Origin of the sequence: Mycobacterium sp. 4858, assembly GCF_900240975.1 — a bacterium.
GTDB lineage: Bacteria > Actinomycetota > Actinomycetes > Mycobacteriales > Mycobacteriaceae > Mycobacterium.
Map to the genome: position 1 here is coordinate 776,914 of NZ_LT968775.1, position 24,429 is coordinate 801,342.

The window sequence follows — 24,429 nt, forward strand, 5'->3', positions numbered from 1 at the left end:
CAGCGCCGAAGCAAGGAGCGAGATGGGTGCCACCCCCGGGCACCCCTTCCGCTACCGGGACACAAGGCGGGGCGCGGCGGTAGGCCGAGCCCAACCGAGGGTCATCCTAAGGCCACGAGATCGTCGTCGCATCACGGACTTTCAGCGGGCTCGCGATGATTACGGGCGGGTGAACGTGAACCGAACGCCGGTCGTGCGGCTGTCGCGTCGATCTTCGGCAAGATCCTCCATTGCGCTCAGCACGTCTTCCACGGTGATATCGGCTATGTTCCTGCGATCGATGTGAATGTGCGGGCCGAACCGGAACCCCCACGTGGCCGACCGCGTCGGCCCGAACAGCCCGACACCGGGGACCCGGGCCAAGTCGGCGGCATGCAGCATGCTCGAATCGATCCCCAGAAAAAGGTCTGCCTCGGCGACCAGACCCATGGCGAGATCGAGCGGTAACCCGAGATGGGGAACCACCCGCTCGCCCTGATGCCCGACGTTGAGTTCCTCGTGGCCCATCCCGACTATCCACGCCACGAAGTCGCGACGGCGCGACAAGAACCGGTCCAGCACATCGATGAATCGGGTTACGGGCCAACGCTTTTCCGGCCAGTCTGTGTCGGCGTGGACGACGAGCACCTTCAAACCGGAAGGCAGCGCCGCCCGCATCGCCCTAGCCTTCTCCTGCACCTTCGGTGGAATCGGCAACGGCTGCGCATACGTTTCGATCCGCGCCGACGGATCGAATAGGTGGGCCAGCTTGAACATCTGGTCGGCCGAGTGGCATACCCCTTTCGGGATCGCGATGTCATAGGAGTCGTAGTCGTTCTGGAAGCCGACGCTCGTGGTGGGAGCAAGCCGCTGCCGAAGGGCGCGAAAAGTCTCCGAGGGGATGGTGAACGACAGGGTGTTGATCAGCAGATCGACAGCGCCGACCCGCGCTGCCAGCGCGTCGTAATCGCCGCTTCGGTTCGAGGGTAGGTCGCCGGAGTGGAACGCCGTGGTGTCGATCAGGCGCGGACTGACCTCCCGGAAGCACAGATCGAACGCCACTTTCGGGCAGATGAGCGTCAATGGCGCGGTGAAGATCTCGCCCAAAGCCCTCAGGGCCGGCAACGTCAGGACGGCGTCGCCGATCTTGGCCTCGAAGTACACGGCGACCCTGCTCGTCGGCGGCGCGGGACCGCCCAACGCGCCGCGTTCAGGGCTTTGCGAGTCCAACACCATCCTGTGGGCGGAGCCCAAACCCTGAGCCCGGACGCCTTCAGCGCGCCACGGAGATGGCGGCTTCGGGGCAGTTCTGCTCGGCGATGACGGCTTGTGCCTCGAGTTCACCAGAGACCTCGGCGACGAGCACAACGCAGTGGCCGGCGTCGTCGGCGTCGAAGACGTCGGGCGCCAGGGTGTAACAGCGCCCGTGCCCGGTGCAGCGGTCGGCGTCGACGGCTACTTTAGCCACGCCGCCTCCTCCTCATCGCTGCGCTCTGCATCGTCGACGGCTGGGCGGGTCATGGCGCCGGAAACACCAGGGGCAGCGACTCCACCGAGCGCAGGGCCGCGGTGTAGCTCAGCTGGGTGCCCGGCTTGATCTCGTAATCCGGTATGCGCCGGTGGAACTCGCGTAACGCCACCCTCAGCTCCATGCGGGCCAGGTGGGAGCCCAGGCAGCGATGCGGACCGCCCCCGAACGCGCGGTGCCGGTTGGGGTTGCGGGTGAAGTCGACCAGCTCCGGATCGGCGAACTCGGCCGGGTCGGTGTTGGCCGCGCCCAGCAACGGGCTGACCCGTTCGCCCTTGTGGATGGGGCAGCCGCCCACCTCGACGTCTTGGATGGCGACCCGTGCGACACCGGGCACCGGTGTCTCCCAGCGCAACAACTCCTCCACGGCGCTGGGCAGGATGTCGGGCTGCTCGACCAGCTGACGACGGTGGTCGGGGTGGCGCGCCAGGTACACGAAGAAGCAGTCGAGTGAGTCGGTCACCGTGTCCAGGCCGGCGATCAGGAAGAGGAAGCAGATGTCGAGGAGCTCTTCGCGCGACAGCGGCCGCCCGGCGACGTCGGCGGCGATCATCGCCGACAGCACGTCGTCGCGGGGGCTGGCGATGTGGTCGTCGATAGCGCGGTCGAAGTAGTCGTAGATCTGTTGCGCCACCGCGGCGGCGCTCTCGTGCCGCCGGTCGAAGCCGGAGTCGCCCTCCGGTCGGATCACACCGTCCTTCCATTCCAGAAACTTCTCGAGGTCTTCCAGCGGCAACCCGAGCAGCTGCAGGAAGACGGTGCACGGCAGGGGCACCGCGAACTCGGTGTGAAAGTCGCACTCGCCCCGATCGGCGAAGCCGTCGATCATCTCGTTCACCAGCTCGGTGACGCGTGGCTCGCGGCGGGCCATCTCGCGCGGAGTGAACAACGGATCGAGGATGCGGCGGTACTTCGCATGCTCGGGCGGGTCGATCTGCAGGGGGATCAGCGGCCGCACGTTGCCCAGGTCGACCGCGTCCATGTTCGACGAGAACAACTCCGTGTGTTTGAGCGCCATCTCGATGTCGGCCAGTCGGCTGAGCACCACGGCCTGCGGTGACCGGAACACCGGGCTCGATTCGCGCAACGCCTTGTACATCGGCTGTGGGTCCGCCAGACCGGTCACCGTCTGGTCGACGAACCCCTCGGTATCTGTCATCTGGTCAGACTGGCACCAACGTCCCCGCCGGGCAATGGTCAATGCTGAGCGGCCGCACAATCGCCGCGCGGCGCTCAGCTGTGCAGGTGCAGCCGTTCGCCGTGCGGCCCGAAGATCACGATGGCCTCCACCGGGCCGTCGACCGCCCCGAACCAGTGCGGTGTCCAGGTGGAGAACTCGACCGCTTCGCCCGGCGCGATGGTGAAGTCGCGGTCGCCGAGCAGCAGCCGCAGCCTGCCGGACAGGACGTACATCCAGTCCTGGCCTTCGTGCACCGGCAACTCCGCCGGCGGGGTGCGGCGCCGGGCGCTGACCCGAACCTTGAACGCGTGCAGACCGCCGGCGGGACCCTGACGGGTCAGCGGCCAATAGGTGACCCCGTGGTGGGTGTGGGCGGCGCCGCGCACCCGCGGATCGTGGGCTTCGGAGGGCTGCAACAACTCGTCGGTGCTGACCGACAGCGCCCGCGCCAGGCGCGGGAGGTGATCGAGGGCGAGCCGCCGCTTTCCCGACTCGAGGCGGCTGAGCGTCGAGACGTCGATGCCGGCGCGCGCGCCGACCTCTTGCAGCGTCATGCCGCGCTGCGTGCGCAGCTCACGCAGGCGCCGGCGCACCTGAAGGTCGATATCGGGAGCGGTCTTTGCCTGCATGGCAAATAAGCTTGGCAAGCCGAACCCAGCTGGGCAAGCTCGCGGTATGGAAACTTCATGCAAACCTGATGACGCCCAGCGGTTCTGGGAAGAGCGTTACCGATCGACCGACCGGGTGTGGAGCGGGCGGGTCAACCCGCGCCTCGCCGAGGTGGCTGCCGACTTGCCTGCGGGCCGGGCTCTCGACCTGGGCTGTGGGGAGGGCGCCGACGCGTTGTGGCTCGCCGAGCGTGGGTGGCAGGTGGTGGCGGTCGACGTCTCGGCCACCGCGCTGCAACGCGCGGCGGAGGCGGCGTCGGCGCGAAACGTGGACGGGCGCATCGACTTTCAGCTCCACGATCTCAACGAGAGCTTCCCGGACGGGATGTTCGAGCTGGTATCGGCGCAGTTTCTGCACTCGCCGGCCCGGCTGGACCGCGACTTCGCGCTGCGGCGGGCGGCCGAGCATGTGAGCCCCGGCGGTGTGCTGCTGATCGTCGACCACGCGGCAGCCCCACCGTGGGCGGAGCACCACCACCACCACTCCTTTCCCACGATCGACGAGGTGCTCGCATCGTTGCGGCTGGACAACGCCTGGACCCCGGTGCGGGCGGAGACGGTGGAACGGGAGGCGGTCGGACCCGACGGACAAGCCGCGGCCCTGCGGGACAACGTGATGGCTCTGCGGCGCGTCGGATAACCTCAGGCCGCGTCGTGGAAGATCAACCCCAGGGCGTAGCGTTCGCCGGAGCGCACCACCGACACGCCGTGCCGCACCGGCGCCGCGGACCAGCCGCGGCTGGAGGCCACGGGCCGCTCGCGGGTGGTGAACACGAATCCATGCCCCTGCGGCAATTGCGTTGCCATGCCGCGGGATTGGGCCCGCAACCGCTGTTCGACGAGCAGAAATTCGCCGCCGGTGTAGTCGGTGCCGGGCTCGCTGAGGTTGATCACCACCTGCAGCGGAAACACTAAGTCGCCGTAGAGGTCTCGGTGCAGGGCGTTCCAGTCGCCCGCGCCGTACTTCAGCATCAGCGCGGTGGACCTGGTTTGGCCGGCGGCGTGGCAGATCGCCAGCCAATCGTCCAGACCGTCGGGCCAGGGCGCGTCGCGGCCGAGTTTGCCCCACCAGTCGCGGGCGATCGGCAGCAGCCGCGGGTACAGCGCGTGTTTGAGCTCGTCGATCGGGTCGGGATGGGGTGCCCGGAAGTAGCGATACTGCCCGGCGCCGTACCGCTTGGGTGCCATGTCGATGGTCGAGCGGAACAGGCCGTCGTCGTTGTAGAGCTTGCGGAGCCGCGCCGCTTCGCTGGTGGTGACCAGCCTCGGCAGTAGCGCCCCGCCGTCTTCGTTGACCGTGCCGGCGATGGCGTCCCAGTCGCCGGAGTCGACGCGCTTCTTCCACCGGGACATCTGGCGCCCTTTCGTGTGCCTGTCTGCGAGGTCCACGATAGAGCCGGCGTGCGAGGTTGCTGGCAACGGCATCGCGCAGGTAGTAGCCTGGATCGTCGCGGACGAGTTGGCCGGGCGGCCGCGGACCGCCGCAAGGCGGTTCGAGGAAAGTCCGGACTTCACAGAGCGGGGTGATTGCTAACGGCAATCCGAGGTGACTCGCGGGACAGTGCCACAGAAAGCAGACCGCCACCCTCGCGGTGGTAAGGGTGAAACGGTGCGGTAAGAGCGCACCAGCATCCCGGGTGACCGGGGTGGCTAGGCAAACCCCACCCGAAGCAAGGCCAAGAAGGCCGCACCGGAAGGTGCGGCCGCGCAGGCGTTCGAGGGTTGCTCGCCCGAGCCTGCGGGTAGGCCGCTCGAGGCACCCGGCGACGGTGTGTCCAGATGGATGGTCGCCGCCGCGCATCTTCGGCTGCCGGAGGTGCGCGGAACAGAATCCGGCTTACAGGCCAACTCGTCCGCCCCGCTTTAGGCATCCGCGAAACTGTATTCCGCGACGCGTTCGCCGAGTAACCCCGTCGCCCGTTACAGTCTCGCGGGGTTGAGCGCCCCGCTCAGCCGGCCTTGTGCACCGCCTTGGCGAGCTTGCGCAACGCGTCGTCGAGCTGCTGTTCGCAGCGTTCGGCCAAGTCGGCCTCCTGCTGATACAGCAGGCCGTAGGTGAAGGTGTCCTCGCCGGCGGCGTGCGCGGCTTCGGATTCGTGGCGCAGATGTTCGCGGCTGACCACGCTGTCCTGATGGTCGCCGAGCAGCGACTGAACGGCCTTCGCCTGCTCGGACACCCTGTCGGCGCCGGTGGCCGCGGCGGTGTACCGAAGTCGCTTGGCCCGCTTGCGAATCCGGTGGATCGATTCGTCACGCGCGTGATGGTCCTCCGGGTGTTCGCCGGCCACCTGGGCGGCGGCTTTGGCGGCCTTGCGAACCTTCTTGTAGGCGGCGTCGATGGTGACCGGCGGGTGCTCTTCGCCGGGCGCGGCGGCCGGGGGTTGCGCCGCTATCGCATCGAGGGCGTCGAGCAGACGGAAGTAACGCTGCGACCGCATGGCGATCAGCGACCGACGCAGCCCGGTCTGATAGCGGCGCTGCGCGCCGCCGACCAGACGCTCATGCACCGGACCGCGCACCAAATCCGGTGTGAGGCCGTCCAGTTGGCGCTCGTAACGCTCCGCGAGGACTTCGGCGTCGCGCGCAATGCCGAGAATGCCGGCGAGCTCGCGCAGTTCGTCGAGCACCCACCCTTCGTCGGGTAACCCGAACGACTCCTGGTAGTCGCGCAACAGGCTGCGCAGCTTGCGGGTGGTGACCCGCATCTGGTGAATGGAATCGAACGCGTCGGCGCGTACCGCGCGATCCCACACCAAGAGTTCGCGGATCTGATCGGCCACCGCGCGCTGCAACGGGTGCTCGGCGGCCGGCGCGCCGTCGGGCTGCGGCGTCGTGCCGAGTACCCGCGCCAGCTTGGAGGCATGACCGGCCGGTGCGGCGCCGGCGTCGAGCAGCCGATTGCCCAACCGGTTCAACAGCTCGGTGTCCGGCGCCCCATTCGTCTCGACCAGTTCCAGCTCCCACTCGCGCCACTCCTGCTGGGTGGGCTCCACGTCGGGGTCGTCGGAAGCGCGGGCCGACCAGGCGGTGACGTGGTCGTTGCAGAACTCCGCCAGGGGCGTGTCGTCGGCCGCGTACAACACCTGGGTTTCACGCTGGGTGGTGATGCGGGCGACCGGTTCGAGCGGACGGTCGCGCACGATCGCCAGCACGATGTCCACCAGCTCCTCCGGCACGGTGTCGGGCCCGCCCGGGCCCGAGGCGTCCAGCGGCGTCCGGACTTCGGTACGCGCCTCTGGCCCGGCCGGCAGCTTCAGGTGCCATCCCGCGTCCGAGCCGCCGCTGCGGCGGCGCAGGGTGATCTTGTTGCGGGCGAGGTCCTGTGCGGGGGTGTCGAAGTACGTCGCGTCCAGTGTCTGAGTGGGCGACTTCTCGACGTGCGCCACCGCTGCGATGCCTTCGAACGAAGGTGACACGGTGGACTCGCCGACATCGAACTTGCGCTCCACCTCGCGATGGCGCGAGGTTTGTGGCGCTTTTGCAGGCATTTTCGGCTCCGTTGAGGGCGCGTCGTCGCGGCCGTGAAGGGATAATGGGTTCTCCTAGCCTGCCATACCGCGGTGACGCGAATGGCGGCGCCGGCAGCTACCGGCGCGGCGTTACGGCGGCGGCGGCGAGTCTTCGCGGAGATGCAGCGCCAGGCCGCTCAGTTCGCGGATCGTCTGGATCTCGGGCTCGCGGAACGGACGTCCGTCGGGCGCGAGCAGATCGTGGAACCACACCGCGGGCATGGCCGTGTACGGGTGCTCCCAGGAGTCCCACGGAAAGAAGGTCTGGGTCTTCCCCGCGACCAGCCCCCAGTTGAACGCCCCGACGTTGTAGCGCTTGGCGATGGGCAACACGCCCGGGATGGTGCTGCCCAACGGCCGGGCCATGTACTCGGTGCACAGGATGGGGCGCCCGTAGGGGACAAGCTCGTTGATGCGGGTCTCAAACCACGCCGGCTTGTCATAGGAATGGAACGTGATCACGTCGGAGTTGTCGAGCTGAATGCCGCTGATCGCGCTGCGGCGTCCCGGGTCTGCCCACTCGCCCTGCCACACGGCGCTCGTCAATGGTTGACAGGGATCTACCGCGCGTGCCCACTCGAACACCTGCGGAAGCAGGTTCGCGACGACGGCTTGTTTGTCTTTCCTCTCGACGGCGCGATATTGGTGCGAGGGATTATCGGGCTCATTCCACAGATCCCAGCCCAAAATGCGGTCGTCGTTGCGGAACTGGGTCAGCACTCCGGTGACGTAGTCATGCAGCGTGCGGGCATAGTTGGGATCATCGATGCGTTGCGCGCCCGGACTTTGCACCCAGCCGGAGTTGTGGACGCCGGGCCTCGGCGGGCGCTGCGGACCTGCTTGCGGGAGCGGATCCCAACAGGAGTCAAACAAGACGAAGAGCGGCTTGATGCCGTGCCGCGCCACGATGTCGACGAACTGCGCGAGACGGCCCTGGAACCCTTGATAATCCTGCGCCCAGAGCAGGTCGTGCAGGAAGACCCGGATCGTGTTGAACCCGGCTGACCGGGCCCAGCCCAGCTCCGTATCGATGCGCTGCGGGTCGTAGGTGTCGGCCTGGAACATCTCCAGCTGGTTGATGGCGTTCGACGTGATGTAGTTCGCGCCGACCAGCCAACCTTGAGCCCGGTACCAATTACTGGCCCGGTCTGGTGACCACGGGCTCGATTTCGGCGAGGTGGGGGGCGGTTGCGCGGCCGCGCGAGGTGCTCGGGCCAGTGCAGCGCCCCCTGCCAATGCCAGCGGTATCTTCAGCACCGTTCGACGGTGCACGAAGTCACCATGAATCGCCCGGTCGATCGGTTTCACCCTTGCTCTCGGAGTAGAGACCTCATCCAAGAACAATCGTACCGGCCTGCCACACAAGGATTTTCGGAATTGACAGGATCCGGTGGGCGAAACGTCTAGTCGCGCCCGTCAGAAGCAGTGCTCGTCGGCGGGAAAGACCCCCTCCGCCACCTGTTTCGCATATTGCCTTGCGGCCCGGCGCAATTCCCCGCCGACGTCGCCGAACCGCTTCACGAATCGGGCGGCCTTGCCGCTGCTGACCCCGGCCATGTCCTGCCAGACCAGAACCTGGCCGTCGCAGTTCGGGCCGGCCCCGATTCCGACGGTCGGGATGGTCAGCTTGCCGGTGATCTGGGTGGCAAGTTCCGCCGGCACCATCTCCATGACGACGGAGAACGCCCCGGCTTCGGCGACGGCGATCGCGTCGGCGACGGTCTGTTCCGCGGCGTCACCGCGGCCCTGGACCCGGAAGCCGCCAAGGCTGTTCACGCTCTGCGGCGTGAACCCGATGTGCGCCATCACGGGGATCCCCGCCGCGGTCAGGCAGGCGATCTGCTCGGACACCCGCTCGCCGCCCTCGAGCTTGACGGCGTGGGCGCCGCCCTCCTTCATGAACCGGGTGGCCGACGCCAGCGCCTGGGCCGGGCCCGCCTCGTAGCTGCCGAACGGCAGGTCCGCGACGACCAGGGCGTGACGCGCTCCGCGCACCACGCCGCGCACCAGCGGGATCATTTCGTCGATCGAGACCGGCACCGTGGTGTCGTAGCCGTACACGACGTTGGCGGCCGAGTCGCCGACCAGCAACACCGGAATGCCCGCCTCGTCGAAGATGCGGGCGGTCGAATAGTCGTAGGCCGTGAGCATGGCCCACTTGTGCCCTTCGGCCTTCATCTTCTGCAGGTGGTGGGTGCGGATCTTGATGAGCGGCTGCGCCTGTTCGGACGTGCCCGCACCATAGACGTTCTGCTCAGACATCATTGTCCTATTGGTGGTCGGGTCGATCCTCGTGGCCCTCAACGGGTCCCCGGGTTCGTCTGACGGTGCCATTCTGCCATCTCTTCCGCGCAGTCGCACCGTCCGGGTGATGTGAGACATGCCATGCGTGGGGCTCGCGGCCGGCCGGTAACCGCTCGGCGGTGCCGCTCACGAGAATCTCAGCTTCCCTCTGGCAGCATATGTTGGCATGGGTCTGTCTCGCCGCGGCAAGTTCGCGCGCATGCTGCTGGTTTCGACAACGGTTGCTGCCGTGGCGCTCCTGGTCGGGGGCTGCGTTCGCGTCGTCAACGGGCGCGCCCTGCTGGCCGAACCCAAGCTGGGGCAGGCCGTGGAATGGACACCGTGTCGGTCATCCAACCCGAAGGCCAAGATCCCCGCGGGCGCGCTGTGCGGCAAGCTCGCGGTGCCGGTCGACTACGACCACCTCGACGGCGACGTGGCCACGCTGGCGATGATTCGCTTCCCCGCCACCGGGGACAAGATCGGCTCGCTGGTGATCAACCCCGGCGGGCCCGGCGAGTCCGGTATCGAGGCCGCCCTCGGTGTCGTCCAGTCGTTGCCGAAGCGGGTCCGCGAACGTTTCGACCTGGTGGGTTTCGACCCCCGCGGGGTGGGATCGTCGCGGCCGTCCATCTGGTGCAACTCCGACGCCGACAACGACCGGCTGCGCACGGAGCCGAACGTCGACTACAGCCCCGCCGGCGTGGCCCACATCGAGGACGAGACCAAGGAGTTCGTCGGCCGCTGCGTGGACAAGATGGGCAAGAACTTTCTGGCCAACGTCGGCACGGTCAACGTCGCCAGGGACCTCGACGCGATCCGCGCGGCGCTGGGCGACGACAAGCTGACCTACCTGGGCTACTCCTATGGCACCCGAATCGGCTCCGCCTACGCCGAGGCCTACCCGGACAAGGTGCGGGCGATGATCCTCGACGGCGCCGTCGACCCCAACGCCGATCCCGTCGAGGCAGACCTGCGCCAGGCCAAGGGTTTCCAGGACGCGTTCAACGACTACGCCACCGAGTGCGCGAAACAGTCGAGCTGCCCGTTGGGCACGGACCCGGACAAGGCCGTCGACGTCTACCACAGCCTGGTCGACCCGCTGGTCGACCCGAACAACCCGATGGTGGGAAGGCCGGCTCCTACCAAGGATCCGCGGGGACTGAGCTATAGCGACGCCATCGTCGGCACCATCATGGCGCTGTACTCGCCGACGTTGTGGCACCACCTGACCGACGGGCTGAGCGAACTGGTCAACCACCGCGGCGACACGCTGCTGGCGCTGGCCGACATGTACATGCGCCGTGACGCGCACGGTCACTACACCAACGCCACCGACGCGCGCGTCGCCATCAACTGCGTCGACCAACCGCCGATCACCGACCGCGCCAAGGTGATCGACGAGGACCGTCGCTCGCGGGAGATCGCGCCGTTCATGAGCTACGGCACCTTCACCGGCGACGCCCCGCTGGGCACCTGCGCGTTCTGGCCGGTGCCGCCGACGAGCAAGCCGCACACCATCTCCGCGCCCGGCCTGGCCCCGACTGTGGTGGTATCGACCACCCACGACCCGGCCACCCCCTACAAGGCCGGGGTCGACCTGGCCAACCAGCTGCGCAGTTCGCTGCTCACCTACGACGGCACCCAGCACACGGTGGTGTTCCAGGGCGACGGTTGCATCGACAACTACGTCACCGCGTACCTGGTCGGCGGCACGACGCCGCCCAGCGGCGCAAAGTGCTAGGGCGCGTACGGGTCTGACGTCGAGCGCAATCGCACACTCGGTGCGGGTCGCAGACGAGATCAAGGCGTAACCGTTTCGCGCCATTTCGGGAACCCGAGGCTGACACGATGACTGCCATGTCGCGCCTGAGACCGTTCAGTTCGGCGCTGGTGTCATTCGGGCTGTTGGCCGCGCAATCGGTGGTGGGACCGGCGGTCGCGGGCGCCACCCCGGAGCCGGGTTCGGGGCAGAGTCCCGCTCCGAGGCCGTCGTCCGCGACCCCGCAGACGTGGGGGAGTTGCGGTCAATTCGCCACCGACACAAGCGATGTCCCCACCGCGCAGTGCACCACCGTCTCCGTTCCGGTCGACTACGACAATCCGGGAGCGGGGCAGGCCAGGCTGGCGGTGATCCGCGTGCCGGCCACCGGCCAACGGATCGGTTCGCTGTTGGTCAATCCGGGCGGTCCCGGCGGGTCCGCGGTCGACATGGTGGCCGGCATGGCGCCGGATCTGGACGGCACGCCCATTCGGCGCAACTTCGACCTCGTCGGCTTCGACCCGCGGGGGGTGGGGCATTCGACCCCGGCGCTGCGCTGCCGCTCGGACGCCGAGTTCGACGCCTACCGGCGCGAGCCGATGGTCGACTACAGCCCGGCCGGTGTGGCGCACATCGAACATCTGTATCAGCAGCTGGCCCAGCAGTGTGCGAGCCGCATGGGACCCGGGTTTCTGGCCAACGTCGGCACCGCCTCGGTGGCGCGCGACATGGACATGGTCCGCCAGGCGCTGGGTGACGACCAGATCAACTACCTCGGCTACAGCTACGGCACCGAGCTGGGCACCGCGTACCTGGAAAAGTTCGGGGCCCACGTGCGGGCGATGGTGCTCGACGGTGCGATCGACCCGACCGTCGGCCCGGTCGACGAGAACGTTCAGCAAATGGCGGGATTTCAAACCGCTTTCAACGACTACGCCACCGACTGCGCCCGCTCGGCGGGCTGCCCGCTGGGCACCGACCCGGCCCAGTTCGTCAACCGCTACCACGCGCTGGTCGACCCGTTGGTCGCCAAGCCCGGTCGCACGTCGGACCCGCGTGGCCTGAGTTACGCCGACGCGACCACCGGCACCATCAACGCGCTCTACACCCCGGCGCACTGGAAATATCTGACCAGCGGCCTGCTCGGCCTGCAGCGCGGCACCGACGCCGGTGACCTGCTGGTGCTCGCCGACGACTACGAGGGCCGCGACCGCGGCGGTCATTACACCAACGATCAGGATGCGTTCAACGCGATCCGTTGCGTCGACGCGCCGTCGCCGAAGGATTCGGCGAGCTGGGTCTCGGCCGATCAACGGATTCGCCAGGCGGCGCCGTTCCTCAGCTACGGGCAGTTCACCGGGGCCGCGCCCCGCGATCTGTGCGCACTGTGGCCGGTGCCCGCGACGTCGACGCCGCACGTCGCCGCGCCCGCGGCGCCGGGCAAGGTCGTCGTCGTCTCCACCACGCACGATCCGGCCACCCCGTACCAGGCCGGGGTCAACCTGGCCCGCCAGCTGGGCGGCCCGCTGATCACCTACGACGGGACGCAGCACACCGCGGTGTTCAACGGGGACCAGTGCGTGGACGGCGCCGTGATGAGGTACCTCGTCGCGGGCACATTGCCGCCGCCGGGCTACCGATGCCAGTCGTGACCGCACTGAGCAGCTTGTTTGCAATGTTGGCAATTGTTCCGATCGCGCGTCGGTAACACAGAATTAACAGCTGTTGCCTACTGTTTCGGTTATGGATCGCCAGAAGGAATTCGTCCTCCGCACGCTGGAGGAACGGGATATCCGCTTCGTTCGGCTGTGGTTCACCGACGTGCTCGGTTTCCTCAAGTCGGTCGCCATCGCCCCAGCCGAACTCGAGGGTGCCTTCGAAGAGGGCATCGGCTTCGACGGATCCTCGATCGAGGGCTTCTCGCGGGTCTCGGAATCCGACACCGTGGCCAACCCGGACCCGTCGACCTTCCAGGTGCTGCCCTGGGCGTCCGGCGGACACCACCACTCGGCGCGGATGTTCTGCGACATCACCATGCCGGACGGCTCGCCGTCCTGGGCGGACCCGCGACACGTGCTGCGCCGCCAGCTGCAGAAGGCCAACGACCTCGGGTTTTCCTGCTACGTCCACCCCGAAATCGAGTTCTTCCTGCTGCAGCCCGGCCCCAACGACGGCTCGGTGCCCGTCCCGGTCGACAACGCGGGCTACTTCGACCAGGCCATCCACGACTCCGCCTCGAACTTCCGCCGCCACGCGATCGAGTCGCTGGAGTTCATGGGCATCTCGGTGGAGTTCAGCCACCACGAGGGTGCGCCCGGCCAGCAGGAGATCGACCTGCGCTTCGCCGACGCCCTGTCGATGGCCGACAACGTGATGACGTTCCGCTACGTCATCAAGGAGGTCGCGATCGAGAACGGCGCCCGCGCGTCGTTCATGCCCAAGCCGTTCGGGCAGCACCCCGGCTCGGCGATGCACACCCACATGAGCCTGTTCGAGGGCGACGTCAACGCCTTCCACAGCCCCGACGACCCGCTGCAGCTGTCCGACGTGGGCAAGTCGTTCATCGCCGGCATCCTGGAGCACGCCTCCGAGATCAGCGCGGTCACCAACCAATGGGTCAACTCCTACAAGCGGCTGGTGCAGGGCGGCGAGGCGCCCACCGCGGCGTCGTGGGGCGCGGCCAACCGGTCGGCGCTGGTGCGGGTGCCCATGTACACACCGCACAAGACGTCGTCGCGGCGCATCGAGGTGCGCAGCCCCGACTCGGCCTGCAACCCCTACCTGACGTTCGCCGTGCTGCTGGCCGCCGGGCTGCGCGGGGTGGAGAAGGGCTATGTGCTGGGACCCCAGGCCGAGGACAACGTCTGGGACCTCACCGCCGAGGAGCGGATCGCGATGGGCTACCGCGAGCTGCCGACCAGCCTCGACGCCGCGCTCAAGGCGATGGAGGCCTCCGAGCTGGTCGCGGAGACGTTGGGGGAGCACGTTTTTGACTTCTTCCTGCGCAACAAGCGCACGGAGTGGGCCACCTACCGCAGCCACGTCACACCGTACGAGCTGAGCACCTACCTGTCGCTCTAGCAGGCGCCGCGCTCACCGGGGCGCCCGCCTTTCCCCGGCAACGCAGGCGGGTTGCGATACCGTCGTGGTCGTGACCAAACCCGCGACGCAGCGCCCCCGGCTGCCCAGCGTGGGCCGGCTCGGCCTGGTCGACCCCCCGGCAAGCGATCGGCTGACGCAACTGGGTTGGTACGACCACGACGACCAGGCGCACGTCGACCTGCTGTGGTCGCTGTCGCGCGCACCCGACCCCGACGCGGCGCTGCGCGCCCTGATCCGGCTGGCGGAAAACCCCGACACCGACTGGGACGAGCTCAACGCCGCGCTGCTCACCGAACGCCCGCTGCGCGGGCGGCTGTTCGCCGTGCTCGGCTCGTCGCTGGCCCTGGGCGATCACCTAGCCGTTCACCCGCAGTCGTGGAAACTGTTGCGGGGCAAGGCCAAACTGCCCACGCACGACGAGCTGCGCGCGGCCTTCACCCGATGCGTCGACGAGGCGTCGGGCGATCCCGGGACGGTCGTGGCGCGCCTGCAAACCCTCTACCGCGACCAGCTGCTGGTGCTGGCCGCGCTCGACCTGGCGGCGACGGTGGAGGACGAACCGGTGCTGCCGTTCACCGTGGTGGGGGCCCAGCTGTCGGACCTGGCGGACGCCGCGCTGTCCGCCGCCCTGCGGGTGGCGGAGATGAGCGCATGCGGCGACCGCACGCCGCCACGGCTGGCCGTCATCGCGATGGGCAAATGCGGTGCCCGCGAACTGAACTACGTCAGCGACGTCGACGTCATCTTCGTCGGCGAGCGGGCCGACGCCCTCACCACCCGGCTGGCCAGCGAGATGATGCGGGTCGCCTCGGCGGCCTTCTTCCAGGTCGACGCCGGGCTGCGGCCCGAGGGCCGCAGCGGTGAGCTGGTCCGCACCGTCGAGTCGCACATTGCCTACTACCAGCGCTGGGCGAAGACGTGGGAGTTCCAGGCGTTGCTCAAAGCCCGCGCGGCCGTGGGCGACGCGGAGCTCGGGGAGCGCTACCTGACCGCGTTGATGCCGATGGTGTGGGTGGCCTGCGAGCGCGAGGACTTCGTCGTCGAGGTGCAGGCCATGCGCCGCCGGGTCGAGCAGCTGGTGCCCGCCGACGTGCGCGGCCGCGAGATCAAACTCGGCAGCGGCGGGCTGCGTGACGTGGAATTCGCGGTGCAGCTGCTGCAACTGGTGCACGGCCGCGGCGACGAGTCGCTGCACGTGGCGTCCACGGTGGACGCGCTGGACGCGCTGGGTCAGGGCGGCTACATCGGCCGCGAGGACGCGGCGAACCTGACCGCGTCCTACGAATTCCTCCGACTGCTCGAGCACCGGCTCCAGCTGCAGCGGCTCAAGCGCACCCACCTCTTGCCGGAGGCCGAGGACGAGGAGGCCGTGCGCTGGCTGGCGCGCGCCGCACACATCCGCCCCGACGGGCGGCACGACGCCGCGGGCGTGCTCCGCGAGGAGCTGCGCCACCAGAACCTGCGCGTTTCGCAGCTGCACGCCAAGCTCTTCTACCAGCCGCTGCTGGAGTCGATCGGCCCGGCCGGCCTGGAGATCCGGCACGGCATGACGTCGGAGGCCGCCGAGCGGCAGCTCGCCGCGCTCGGCTACGAGGGGCCGCAGACGGCGCTGAAACACATGTCGGCGCTGGTCAACCAGAGCGGCCGGCGCGGTCGGGTGCAGTCGGTGCTGCTGCCCAGGCTGCTGCACTGGATGTCCTACGCCCCCGATCCCGACGGCGGCCTGCTGGCCTACCGCCGGCTGAGTGAGGCCCTGGCCGGGGAGAACTGGTATCTGGCCACGCTGCGTGACAAGCCTGCGGTGGCCAAGCGGCTCATGCACGTGCTGGGCACCTCCGCCTACGTCCCGGACTTGTTGATGCGCGCGCCCAGGGTGATTCAGGATTACAGCGACGGCACGTCCGGCCCCAAACTGCTCGAGACGGACATCGCCGCGGTGTCCCGGGCGCTGATCGCCTCGGCCGGCCGCCACCCCGACGCGGTGCGGGCGATCGCCGCGGCCCGCACACTGCGCCGCCGCGAACTGGCCCGCATCGGCTCGGCCGACCTGCTGGGCTTCCTCGAGGTCACCGACGTCTGCCGGGGGCTCACCTCGGTGTGGGTGGCCGTGCTGCAGGCCGCGCTCGACGCGATCATCCGCGCCAACCTTCCCAAGGACGGCCCCGAAAAGGGAAGGGCGCCGGCGGCCATCGCGGTGATCGGCATGGGCAGGCTGGGCGGCGCCGAGCTTGGCTACGGGTCCGACGCCGACGTGATGTTCGTGTGCGAGGCGGCGACCGGTGTCGAGGACTCGGTGGCGATCCGGTGGTCCACGACCGTCGCCGAGCAGGTGCGCACGCTGCTGGGCACGCCCAGCGTCGACCCGCCGCTGGAGGTCGACACCAACCTGCGGCCCGAGGGTCGGCAGGGCCCGCTGGTGCGCACGCTGGGCTCCTACGCCGCTTATTACGAACAGTGGGCGCAGCCGTGGGAGATTCAAGCCCTGCTGCGCGCCCACCCGGTCGCCGGCGACGCGGAGCTGGGCCAGCGGTTCTTGGTGATCGCCGACAAGACGCGTTACCCGGCCGACGGGGTGTCGTCGGATGCGGTGCGCGAGATCCGCCGCATCAAGGCCCGCGTGGACGCCGAGCGGCTGCCGCGCGGCGCCGACCCCAACACCCACACCAAGCTGGGCCGCGGGGGACTGGCCGATATCGAGTGGACCGTACAGCTGCTGCAGCTGCTCCACGCCCACGACATCCCCGCCCTGCACAACACCTCGACGCTGGAATCCCTGGATGCGATCGAGTTGGCCGGCCTGGTTCCCGCCGACGAGGTCGACCTGCTGCGGCAGGCCTGGCTGACCGCTACGCGGGCCCGCAACGCGCTGGTGCTGGTCCGCGGCAAGCCGACCGACCAGCTGCCGGGGCCCGGCCGCCAGCTCAATGCGGTCGCGGTGGCCGCGGGCTGGCCGACCGACGACGGCGGGGAGTTCCTGGACAACTATCTACGGGTGACGCGGCGAGCAAAAGCCGTGGTGCGGAAGGTGTTTGGAAGTTGAATCAGGAGGCCGGCGCGTTGGACGCCATATTCGAGGTGCTCGACGCGGCGGAGGCTGACCGAGTCACAGCCCTCTACGCCCCGTTGGCCGACGCGGTGCGCGAACTCGTCGACGCCACCATCCGCACCGAGGTCGACGACGACGTCGTCGACCAGGCGCGCTCCGCGATCGAGGCCGTCACCGCCTCGCTGCGGCAACGGACCCGGCCGGTCGGGGTGAGCTACCGCGTCAACGGCCGCCCGCTGCCGCTGGGTAACGCCGCGATCGGGGTGTGCAATCCGATCGCGCCGCCGATCGTCGTCCACCACGACGGCGGCGGCCGCTGCTGGAGCGAGTTCGTCCTGGGCTCGGCGTATGAGGGTCCGCCCAAACTGGTGCACGGCGGGGTCAGCGCCCTGGTGCTCGACCACATGCTCGGCGAGGCGGCCAGCGAGGGGCTGTCCAAGGCGCGGTTCACCGGAACCATCACGGTGAAATACCTGCGCGGCACCCCGCTGGGCCCGCTCCGTTGCGAGGCGTGGGTCGACGGCAAGGAGGGCCGCAAAGTCTTTGCGCGCGGGACTATTTCGGACGCCGCGGGCGTCACCGTCGAGGCCGAGGGCGTCTTCATCGAGCCGGCGTGGGCGCGGGAAGGCCAATGAAGTTCTATATCAGCAGTGCCTTCCTGAACACCCGGGAGATCATCGAACTCGCCAAGGCCGCCGACGAACTCGGTTACGACGGCATCGGGATTCCCGACCACGTCGTCAACCTGGAGACCCTGGACACCCCGTATCCCTACACCAAGGACGGGCAACGCCGTTGGCAGCCGTTCACCGACTGGCCCGACCCGTGGGTCCTGATCGGTGCGCTGGCTCAGGTCACCACGCGGCTCCGATTCGTCACCACCGTCTACATCCCGGCGATGCGCAACCCGTACTCGGCGGCCAAAGCGATTGGCACCGCGGCGGTTCTGGCGGAGGGCCGGGTGGAGCTCGGTATCGGTGTGGGTTGGTGCCGCGAGGAATTCGCATTGATGGGCGAACAATTCGAGGCCCGCGGCAAACGGACCGACGAGATCATCGACCTGATGCGGGCGTTGTGGCGGCCGGGATGGACGGAGTTCGAGGGCGCGTTCTACCGGGCGCCGCGACTGGAGATGGAGCCGACGCCGCCGCCGATCCCGGTGTACGTCGGCGGGCTCAGCGACATCGCGCTGCGCCGCGCCGCCCGCAACGACGGCTGGATCGGTGACCTGATCAAGACCGAACGCGCCATCGAGGCCGTGGGCCGGTTGCGGGAGATGCGTGCCGAAAACGGGCTTTCCATGGACGATTTCACCATCCTGACGCCGCTGACGGACGCGTTCACCACCGCCGACTACCGGCGCGCCGCCGACGCCGGCATCACCGGCATCATCACCATGCCGTGGATGTTCTACGCCGGGCCGGACGCCTCGTTGGCCGACAAGATCGACGGCATGCAGCGCTTCCGCAAGGACCTGGCGCTCGACGCATAGGTGTATCGCACTTTTCGCGCGCGACACTTAACCGATGGCGACGACACGCCGCAAACGTGCGCCATAGTTTCAGTCTCGCGGGCCCAGATCGCCTGTGGGCGGCTTGTAATCCCTTGCAGCCTGAAAGAATGACTGGCATGTCAATCGGCCGAGTGCGCCCGGCGTCTGCGGAGGACGCCGCGGCGTGCCGTGCGATCTATCGCCCGTACGTCGAGGACACGGTGATCAGCTGGGAGATCGACGTCCCGAGCGTAAGGGAGATGGCCGCCCGCATCGCCACCGCGCGCGAGGCGCACGACTGGCTGGTCCTCGAACGCGATGGTCGGGTCGTCGGTTTCGCCTACGGTCACGCGCTCCGGCGCCTGCCGACCTTCCAGTGGTCGGCCGAGACCGGAATCTATGTCGAGCTCGAGCATCACCGCACGGGCGGCGGTCGCCAGCTCTACACGCGGCTGCTGCACCGGCTCAGGGAGCGCGGCTACCGAACGGCTTTCGCGGGCATCACGCAACCGAACGAGGCCAGCAACGGTTTTCACCGGTCATTCGGCTTTCACGACGCCGGCTTATACCGGCGCACCGCATGGAAAGACGGGCGCTGGCACGACGTCGCGTGGATGCAACTGGAACTGGTCGGCTCGGCCGACTCCGACGAGCCGCCAAACCCGATCGTGTGATCGGTTAGCCGCCGCCACCGCCGACGAAGCCGCCGCCGCCGCCGACGAATCCGCCGCCACCGCCCACGCCGCCGCCCCCGACCATTGCTTGTGCGGTGCTGATAGTCATGGCCGAAACGCTAACGCGGAATTCGTAGCCGCCGCAAGAGTTTTTATCTGAACATCCGGCGTCGGCGAGCGCCTTGTGCTGGCCTCGACGAACGGACCAGTGCCCTAAAGGCGTCCCGTCGCGCGGGCCGTTTGCGTTGCGACGGCTAGGTTTTGGGTCGGCCGGCACCAGCAGCAGGAGGCTCGGCCCGGCGGAGTCATTGGCAGATCCGCACAGACGAAACCACCCGCGCGGCAATCGGCGATGCGATCGCGGCGCGGGTGGTGTCGTCTAGCGAATGCCCCTCGACTTAGACGTCGTAGTAGAGCGCGAACTCGTAGGGGTGCGGCCGGATCTGGACCGGCAGGATCTCGTTCTCGCGCTTGAAGCTGATCCACGTCTCGATCAGGTCAGGCGTGAAAACGCCACCCTCGGTGAGGTATTCGTGGTCCTCTTCCAGCCGGTCGATCACCGCGGACAGCTGGGTGGGCGCCTGCGGGATGTTGGCGGCCTCCTCCGGCGGCAATTCGTAGAGGTCCTTGTCGACCGGGGCCTGCGGCTCGATCTTGTTCTTGATGCCGTCCAGCCCGGCCATCAGCATCGCCGAGAACGCCAGGTACGGGTTGCCTGACGAGTCGGGGCAACGGAACTCCAGCCGCTTGGCCTTCGGGTTGCTGCCGGTGATCGGGATGCGCACGCAGGCCGAGCGGTTGCGCTGGCTGTAGACCAGGTTGATCGGCGCCTCGTAACCCGGGACCAGTCGCTTGTAGGAGTTGACGGTCGGGTTGGTGAAGGCCAGCAGCGACGGGGCGTGGTGCAACAGGCCGCCGATGTAGTGGCGGGCGGTGTCCGACAGCCCGGCGTACCCGGTCTCGTCGTACATCAGCGGGCTGCCGTCCTTCCACAGCGACTGGTGGGTGTGCATGCCGGACCCGTTGTCGCCGAACAGCGGCTTGGGCATGAAGGTCACGGTCTTGCCGGCCTGCCAGGCGGTGTTCTTGACGATGTACTTGTACAACTGCATGTCGTCGGCCGCGTGCAGCAGCGTGTTGAACTTGTAGTTGATCTCGGCCTGCCCGCCGGTGCCCACCTCGTGGTGGCCCTTCTCCAGGCTGAAGCCGGCCTTGATCAGGTTGGAGAGCATGTCGGCGCGCAGGTCGACGTAGTGGTCGACGGGGGCGACCGGGAAGTAGCCGCCCTTGGGGCGGACCTTGTAGCCGCGGTTGGGGCTGCCGTCGTTCTCGGTCGGCTCGCCGGTGTTCCACCATCCCGAGATCGCGTCGACCTCGTAGAACGAGCCGTTGGTGCGCGAGTCGAAGCTCACCGAGTCGAAGATGTAGAACTCGGCCTCGGCGCCGAAGTAGGCGGTGTCGGCGACGCCGGTGCTGATCAGGTAGTTCTCCGCCTTGCGGGCGATGTTGCGCGGGTCGCGCGAGTACGGCTCGAGGGTGAACGGGTCGTGCACGAAGAAGTTCAGGTTCAGCGTCTTGTGTTCGGTGAACAGGTCGATCTGCGCCGTCGCGGGGTCGGGAAGGAGCAGCATGTCGGATTCGTGGATGGACTGGAATCCGCGAATCGACGAGCCGTCGAAGGCCAGGCCGTCCTCGAAGACGCTCTCATCGAAAAACGAAACCGGAATCGTGAAGTGCTGCATGATGCCCGGCAGGTCACAGAACCGGACGTCGACAAACTCGACGTTCTCGTCCTTGACGAGTTTGAAGACGTCGTCGGGCGTCGTTTCCGTCACAGAGATGCTCCTTTACTTGGTGAGATCCGCGGCCTGACGCTATGGAGCAGATGTTGCCCGCCAGTCAACCCCGTGTTGCGCGCAGGTTACGCGACCGATGTCGTCCACCGAACAGGTGGGGTCGGCGGCGGGTTCTATTGTGGGGCCATGGATCGCAAGATCGTATCCGTTCCGGCAGCCCGGCGCAGCGTTCTCTGTCCGTTGCGCACCGCGCGGACGGGGGAGCCGAACGCCGGTCTGCGCCGATGACGCCGGAACCGCGCTCCGCCTACCCCGGCGAGAGGCTGGGCCTGCCGGAAAGCGGACCGGGCTCCCTGGCCCCGATGGGACGCCGGCTGGGCGCGCTGATGATCGACTGGCTGATCTCCTACGGCCTGGCGGCGCTGGCCATGCGCTTCGGTGTGTTCTCCGAACACACGTTGGCGACGGCGGTGCTGGCCGTCTGGTTCGTGCTCGGCGTCGTCTCGGTGCGGCTGTTCAGCTTCACCCCCGGCCAGCTGGTGCTGGGCCTGCAGGTGGTGACGGTCGATGGTCACCCTTCGGTCGGGATCGTCCGGGCGGTGGTGCGGGGCGTGCTCGTCGGCACCGTCGTCCCCGCGTTGTTCACCGACTGGGACGGTCGCGGCCTGCAGGACCGGCTGACCGCAACGGCGGTGGTGCGCCGCTGAGGTCAATGGCGGCGACCCCCGGCGCCCGCTTCGCCGCGCTTGGGATCGCCGCTGAGGTCAATGGCGGCGACCCCCGGCGCCCCGGCTTCGCCGCGTTACTTCCGCCGCACGCTGCGCTGCACACCGCGCATCTTGCCGGCGTTGGGCAGCGGCCCCTTGGGCAGGACGGCGGCGCCGGCACGCGTCCCCAGCGCAGCCAGGCGGGACTCCAACGTGTCCATCTGCTTGGCCGTGATGTTGGCCGGCAGCCGGTTGAGGTGGCGCTCCAGCTTGGACAGCGGAATCTCGTCGTCGCCGTTGCCGACGACGAGGTCGTAGATCGGCACGTCGCCGATCAGCCGCGCGGTGCGCTTCTTCTCCTGGGCCAGCAGCGGGCGGACGCGGGACGACGAACCTTCGGCCACCAAGATGACGCCCGGCCGGCCGATGACCCGGTGGACCGCGTCCAGGTGGCCGGTCGCGGCGACCCCGGGTGTCACCCGCCACTTGCCCCGAAGGTTGTCCAAAGCCCATGCGGCCGCGCCGGTTTGGCCCTCGGCCTTGCTGTAGACGCTCTTCTGGGCGCGGCGGCCGAAAACGATGAAGGCCGCCAGCGCGCCCAGCACCACGCCCAGCGGGATCAGGGTGATCATCGTCAGCCCGCCGGCCCACACGCCGACGGCCACCGAGATGGCCACGATCAGCACGAAGACACCGATCATGTAGGGCAGCAGCCGCTTGTCCTCGCGGCGCTGCAAATTGAACGCCTGCCACAACTGGGCGCGGCGCTCCTTCGCCGCGGCCTTGCGCGCGGCCTGCGCCTGCGCCCGGGCGGCCTTGTTCTCAGCGGCGGTGCGGGGTTTAGCCATAGTCAAAGAATACGTACCGGGATCGCGGACAACTGCGCCTACGGCGTCGGGGCCTTCTCAGGCGCGGGTGCGCGCGGCCTGCTCGTATAGCCGGCCCGCCCGGTAGGACGACCGGACCAGCGGCCCGGCCAGCACCCCGGCGAACCCCAGACCCTCGGCGTGCCGGGCGAACTCGACGAACTCCTCCGGCCGCACCCAGCGCTCGACCGGGTGGTGACGCGTCGACGGACGCAGGTATTGGGTGATGGTGACGATGTCGCAGCCGGCCCCCCGGAGGTCGGCGAGGGCGGTGCGCACCTCGTCGGGGGTTTCGCCGAGGCCGAGGATGAGATTGCTCTTGGTGACCAGCCCGGCGTCGCGCGCCGCGGTGATGACGTCCAGGCTGCGCTGGTAGGTGAAGGCCGGCCGGATCCGTTTGAAGATGCGCGGCACGGTTTCGACGTTGTGCGCCAACACCTCCGGGCGCGATCCGAACACCTCGGCGAGGCGCGCGGGCTCGCCGTTGAAGTCCGGGATCAACAGCTCGACGCCGGTCGACGGGTTGAGCTCTTTGATCGCGCGCACGGTCTCGGCGTACAACCAGGCCCCACCGTCGGGCAGGTCGTCGCGGGCCACCCCGGTGATGGTGGCGTAGCGCAGTCCCATGGTCCGCACGCTGTCGGCGACGCGCCTGGGCTCGTCGCGGTCCAGCGCGGCGGGCTTTCCAGTGTCGATCTGGCAGAAGTCGCAGCGGCGGGTGCACTGGTCACCGCCGATGAGGAAGGTGGCTTCCCGGTCCTCCCAGCACTCGAAGATGTTGGGGCAGCCGGCCTCTTCGCAGACCGTGTGCAGCCCCTCGCGCCGGACCAGGCCCTTGAGCTGGGTGTACTCGGGGCCCATCCGGGCGCGGACCTTGATCCACGGCGGCTTGCGCTCGATCGGGGTTTGCGCGTTGCGGACCTCGAGGCGCAGCAGCTTGCGTCCTTCGGGTGCGACAGTCACATGGCCGATGCTACGCGGGTGCCGGGGTGTTCCCGGACCGGTAGGGCGCCGTCGAGGGCGTCGCTGACGGCGTCGGCGACGGCGGCGCGGACGTCGTCGACCAGCACCGGGCGGCCCAGCTCGGCCGACAACGACGTCACGCCGGCGTCGGTGATGCCGCACGGCACGATCGTGGTGAAGGCGCCCAGGTCGCAGTCGCAGTTGAGCGCGAACCCGTGCAGCGTGGTCGCGCGCGACACCCGGACGCCGATGGCCGCGACCTTGCGGTCGGGCCGGCCTCGGGAGGATCGGTCGCCCGGCACCCACACCCCGGACCGGCCGTGCACCCGACACGTCTCCAGCCCCAGGTCGCCGCACACCTTGATCAGCGCCTCCTCGAGGCGTCGAACGTAGTTGACCACGTCGAGTGGTTCGCCCAGGCCGATGATCGGATAGCCGACCAGTTGCCCCGGCCCGTGCCAGGTGATCTTGCCGCCGCGGTCGGTGTCGACGACGGGGGTGCCGTTCAGCGGACGCTCGTGCGGCTCGGTGCGCCGCCCGGCGGTGTAGACCGGCGGGTGCTCGAGCAGCAGCAGGGTGTCGCTGCCGCCGCCGACCCTGGCGTCGGCCAGCTCACGCTGCAGCTGCCACGCGGTGCGGTAATCGACGGTTCCGAGCTGGCGAACGTCGATCGCCTCCCGGCTGGACCGGATGGAATCGATCACGTTCGCGACGGTACTCGCCGGGCGATCCTCCCGCGGGCCGGGACCCGGCTTCGCCGCGCTCGCGATCGCCGCTAGACCTGACGGCGACCCGCTTCGCCCGGCTTCGCCGCGCTCGCGATCGCCGCTAGACCTGATGACGGCGACCCGCTTCGCCCGGCTTCGCCGCGCTC

Annotated in this window: 21 protein-coding genes and 1 other RNA gene; 10 read left to right on the forward strand and 12 right to left on the reverse strand. The window is 68.7% G+C overall.

Features of this window, described 5'->3' with window-relative positions:
- Positions 1-159: 159 nt before the first annotated feature.
- From C1737_RS03625 to C1737_RS03640, 4 genes are all read right to left on the reverse strand, one after another.
- Complete coding sequence (locus tag C1737_RS03625; protein ID WP_158243946.1) at positions 160-1,209, reverse strand: glycosyltransferase family 9 protein; 1,050 nt, start codon at positions 1,207-1,209, stop codon at positions 160-162.
- 43 nt (positions 1,210-1,252) lie between these two features.
- Complete coding sequence (locus C1737_RS03630; protein WP_102417265.1) at positions 1,253-1,447, reverse strand: ferredoxin; 195 nt, start codon at positions 1,445-1,447, stop codon at positions 1,253-1,255.
- A gap of 49 nt (positions 1,448-1,496) precedes the next feature.
- Positions 1,497-2,666 carry a cytochrome P450 gene (locus C1737_RS03635; RefSeq protein WP_102417266.1) on the reverse strand — a complete coding sequence of 390 codons (1,170 nt, stop codon included), beginning with the start codon at positions 2,664-2,666 and terminating at the stop codon, positions 1,497-1,499.
- A 74-nt stretch (positions 2,667-2,740) separates the two neighbouring features.
- Positions 2,741-3,316, reverse strand: a complete 576-nt coding sequence (locus C1737_RS03640; RefSeq protein ID WP_102417267.1) for a helix-turn-helix domain-containing protein — start codon at positions 3,314-3,316, stop codon at positions 2,741-2,743.
- Positions 3,317-3,362: 46 nt separating this feature from the next.
- Between C1737_RS03640 and C1737_RS03645 the strand changes: the two genes are divergently transcribed.
- Positions 3,363-3,995 carry a cyclopropane-fatty-acyl-phospholipid synthase family protein gene (locus C1737_RS03645; protein ID WP_102417268.1) on the forward strand — a complete coding sequence of 211 codons (633 nt, stop codon included), beginning with the start codon at positions 3,363-3,365 and terminating at the stop codon, positions 3,993-3,995.
- Positions 3,996-3,997: 2 nt separating this feature from the next.
- On the opposite strand, the gene C1737_RS03650 is transcribed toward C1737_RS03645, so the two are convergent.
- Complete coding sequence (locus C1737_RS03650) at positions 3,998-4,708, reverse strand: 2OG-Fe(II) oxygenase (RefSeq protein WP_102417269.1); 711 nt, start codon at positions 4,706-4,708, stop codon at positions 3,998-4,000.
- Between the two features lie 102 nt (positions 4,709-4,810).
- On the opposite strand from C1737_RS03650, the gene rnpB reads away from it, so the two are divergent.
- An RNA gene (gene rnpB, locus C1737_RS03655) (RNase P RNA component class A) lies at positions 4,811-5,211 on the forward strand.
- 93 nt (positions 5,212-5,304) lie between these two features.
- On the opposite strand, the gene C1737_RS03660 is transcribed toward rnpB, so the two are convergent.
- The 3 genes from C1737_RS03660 to panB all read right to left on the reverse strand — a co-directional run bounded on the left by C1737_RS03660 (position 5,305) and on the right by panB (position 9,126).
- On the reverse strand, positions 5,305-6,843 hold the full coding sequence (locus tag C1737_RS03660) for a CYTH and CHAD domain-containing protein (RefSeq protein ID WP_102417270.1): 1,539 nt from the start codon (positions 6,841-6,843) through the stop codon (positions 5,305-5,307).
- 111 nt (positions 6,844-6,954) lie between these two features.
- Positions 6,955-8,136 (reverse strand): cellulase family glycosylhydrolase, encoded by a 1,182-nt coding sequence (locus C1737_RS03665; protein ID WP_067921496.1) that lies wholly within the window; start codon positions 8,134-8,136, stop codon positions 6,955-6,957.
- A 144-nt stretch (positions 8,137-8,280) separates the two neighbouring features.
- Positions 8,281-9,126 carry a 3-methyl-2-oxobutanoate hydroxymethyltransferase gene (panB, locus tag C1737_RS03670; protein ID WP_102417767.1) on the reverse strand — a complete coding sequence of 282 codons (846 nt, stop codon included), beginning with the start codon at positions 9,124-9,126 and terminating at the stop codon, positions 8,281-8,283.
- A gap of 208 nt (positions 9,127-9,334) precedes the next feature.
- Between panB and C1737_RS03675 the strand changes: the two genes are divergently transcribed.
- From C1737_RS03675 to C1737_RS03705, 7 genes are all read left to right on the forward strand, one after another.
- Positions 9,335-10,891 (forward strand): alpha/beta hydrolase, encoded by a 1,557-nt coding sequence (locus C1737_RS03675; RefSeq protein WP_067921484.1) that lies wholly within the window; start codon positions 9,335-9,337, stop codon positions 10,889-10,891.
- Positions 10,892-10,998: 107 nt separating this feature from the next.
- Complete coding sequence (locus C1737_RS03680) at positions 10,999-12,561, forward strand: alpha/beta hydrolase (protein WP_102417271.1); 1,563 nt, start codon at positions 10,999-11,001, stop codon at positions 12,559-12,561.
- 91 nt (positions 12,562-12,652) lie between these two features.
- The gene (locus tag C1737_RS03685; protein WP_068098244.1) at positions 12,653-13,990 is read left to right on the forward strand and encodes a glutamine synthetase family protein; all 1,338 of its coding nucleotides are present in this window, start codon (positions 12,653-12,655) and stop codon (positions 13,988-13,990) included.
- Positions 13,991-14,054: 64 nt separating this feature from the next.
- Positions 14,055-17,051: a bifunctional [glutamine synthetase] adenylyltransferase/[glutamine synthetase]-adenylyl-L-tyrosine phosphorylase gene (locus C1737_RS03690; RefSeq protein ID WP_102417272.1), complete on the forward strand. Its 2,997-nt coding sequence runs from the start codon at positions 14,055-14,057 to the stop codon at positions 17,049-17,051.
- Positions 17,048-17,692 (forward strand): PaaI family thioesterase, encoded by a 645-nt coding sequence (locus tag C1737_RS03695; protein ID WP_102417273.1) that lies wholly within the window; start codon positions 17,048-17,050, stop codon positions 17,690-17,692. The genes C1737_RS03690 and C1737_RS03695 overlap by 4 nt, the downstream gene beginning before the upstream one ends.
- Positions 17,689-18,549, forward strand: coding sequence for a TIGR03619 family F420-dependent LLM class oxidoreductase (locus C1737_RS03700; protein WP_068098246.1), 861 nt, complete (start codon positions 17,689-17,691; stop codon positions 18,547-18,549). Before C1737_RS03695 ends, C1737_RS03700 begins: the two co-directional genes overlap by 4 nt.
- A 137-nt stretch (positions 18,550-18,686) precedes the next feature.
- Entirely contained in the window at positions 18,687-19,223 is a 537-nt protein-coding gene (locus C1737_RS03705) for a GNAT family N-acetyltransferase (RefSeq protein WP_199182772.1), read from the forward strand.
- A gap of 398 nt (positions 19,224-19,621) precedes the next feature.
- On the opposite strand, the gene glnA is transcribed toward C1737_RS03705, so the two are convergent.
- Entirely contained in the window at positions 19,622-21,058 is a 1,437-nt protein-coding gene (gene glnA, locus C1737_RS03710; protein WP_007170851.1) for a type I glutamate--ammonia ligase, read from the reverse strand.
- Between the two features lie 245 nt (positions 21,059-21,303).
- On the opposite strand from glnA, the gene C1737_RS03715 reads away from it, so the two are divergent.
- Positions 21,304-21,726 carry an RDD family protein gene (locus tag C1737_RS03715; protein WP_068093008.1) on the forward strand — a complete coding sequence of 141 codons (423 nt, stop codon included), beginning with the start codon at positions 21,304-21,306 and terminating at the stop codon, positions 21,724-21,726.
- Between the two features lie 95 nt (positions 21,727-21,821).
- Here C1737_RS03715 and C1737_RS03720 read toward each other — a convergent pair whose 3' ends face one another.
- The 3 genes from C1737_RS03720 to lipB are packed head-to-tail and all read right to left on the reverse strand — an operon-like array spanning position 21,822 to position 24,259.
- Positions 21,822-22,574, reverse strand: coding sequence for a DUF4191 domain-containing protein (locus C1737_RS03720; RefSeq protein ID WP_067924761.1), 753 nt, complete (start codon positions 22,572-22,574; stop codon positions 21,822-21,824).
- 57 nt (positions 22,575-22,631) lie between these two features.
- Complete coding sequence (lipA, locus tag C1737_RS03725; protein ID WP_068051389.1) at positions 22,632-23,555, reverse strand: lipoyl synthase; 924 nt, start codon at positions 23,553-23,555, stop codon at positions 22,632-22,634.
- Positions 23,552-24,259 carry a lipoyl(octanoyl) transferase LipB gene (lipB, locus tag C1737_RS03730; protein ID WP_102417275.1) on the reverse strand — a complete coding sequence of 236 codons (708 nt, stop codon included), beginning with the start codon at positions 24,257-24,259 and terminating at the stop codon, positions 23,552-23,554. Before lipB ends, lipA begins: the two co-directional genes overlap by 4 nt.
- Positions 24,260-24,429: the final 170 nt, after the last annotated feature.

Bases quoted from the DNA above. Each gene is read 5' to 3' on its own strand.
- C1737_RS03640 (WP_102417267.1), bottom strand. From the start codon at position 3,316: ATGCAGGCAAAGACCGCTCCCGATATCGACCTTCAGGTGCGCCGGCGC.
- C1737_RS03650 (WP_102417269.1), bottom strand. From the start codon at position 4,708: ATGTCCCGGTGGAAGAAGCGCGTCGACTCCGGCGACTGGGACGCCATC.
- panB (WP_102417767.1), bottom strand. From the start codon at position 9,126: ATGTCTGAGCAGAACGTCTATGGTGCGGGCACGTCCGAACAGGCGCAG.
- C1737_RS03685 (WP_068098244.1), top strand. From the start codon at position 12,653: ATGGATCGCCAGAAGGAATTCGTCCTCCGCACGCTGGAGGAACGGGAT.
- C1737_RS03635 (WP_102417266.1), bottom strand. From the start codon at position 2,666: ATGACAGATACCGAGGGGTTCGTCGACCAGACGGTGACCGGTCTGGCG.
- C1737_RS03715 (WP_068093008.1), top strand. From the start codon at position 21,304: ATGACGCCGGAACCGCGCTCCGCCTACCCCGGCGAGAGGCTGGGCCTG.
- C1737_RS03720 (WP_067924761.1), bottom strand. From the start codon at position 22,574: ATGGCTAAACCCCGCACCGCCGCTGAGAACAAGGCCGCCCGGGCGCAG.
- C1737_RS03705 (WP_199182772.1), top strand. From the start codon at position 18,687: ATGTCAATCGGCCGAGTGCGCCCGGCGTCTGCGGAGGACGCCGCGGCG.
- C1737_RS03700 (WP_068098246.1), top strand. From the start codon at position 17,689: ATGAAGTTCTATATCAGCAGTGCCTTCCTGAACACCCGGGAGATCATC.
- C1737_RS03680 (WP_102417271.1), top strand. From the start codon at position 10,999: ATGACTGCCATGTCGCGCCTGAGACCGTTCAGTTCGGCGCTGGTGTCA.
- C1737_RS03660 (WP_102417270.1), bottom strand. From the start codon at position 6,843: ATGCCTGCAAAAGCGCCACAAACCTCGCGCCATCGCGAGGTGGAGCGC.
- C1737_RS03645 (WP_102417268.1), top strand. From the start codon at position 3,363: ATGGAAACTTCATGCAAACCTGATGACGCCCAGCGGTTCTGGGAAGAG.
- C1737_RS03675 (WP_067921484.1), top strand. From the start codon at position 9,335: ATGGGTCTGTCTCGCCGCGGCAAGTTCGCGCGCATGCTGCTGGTTTCG.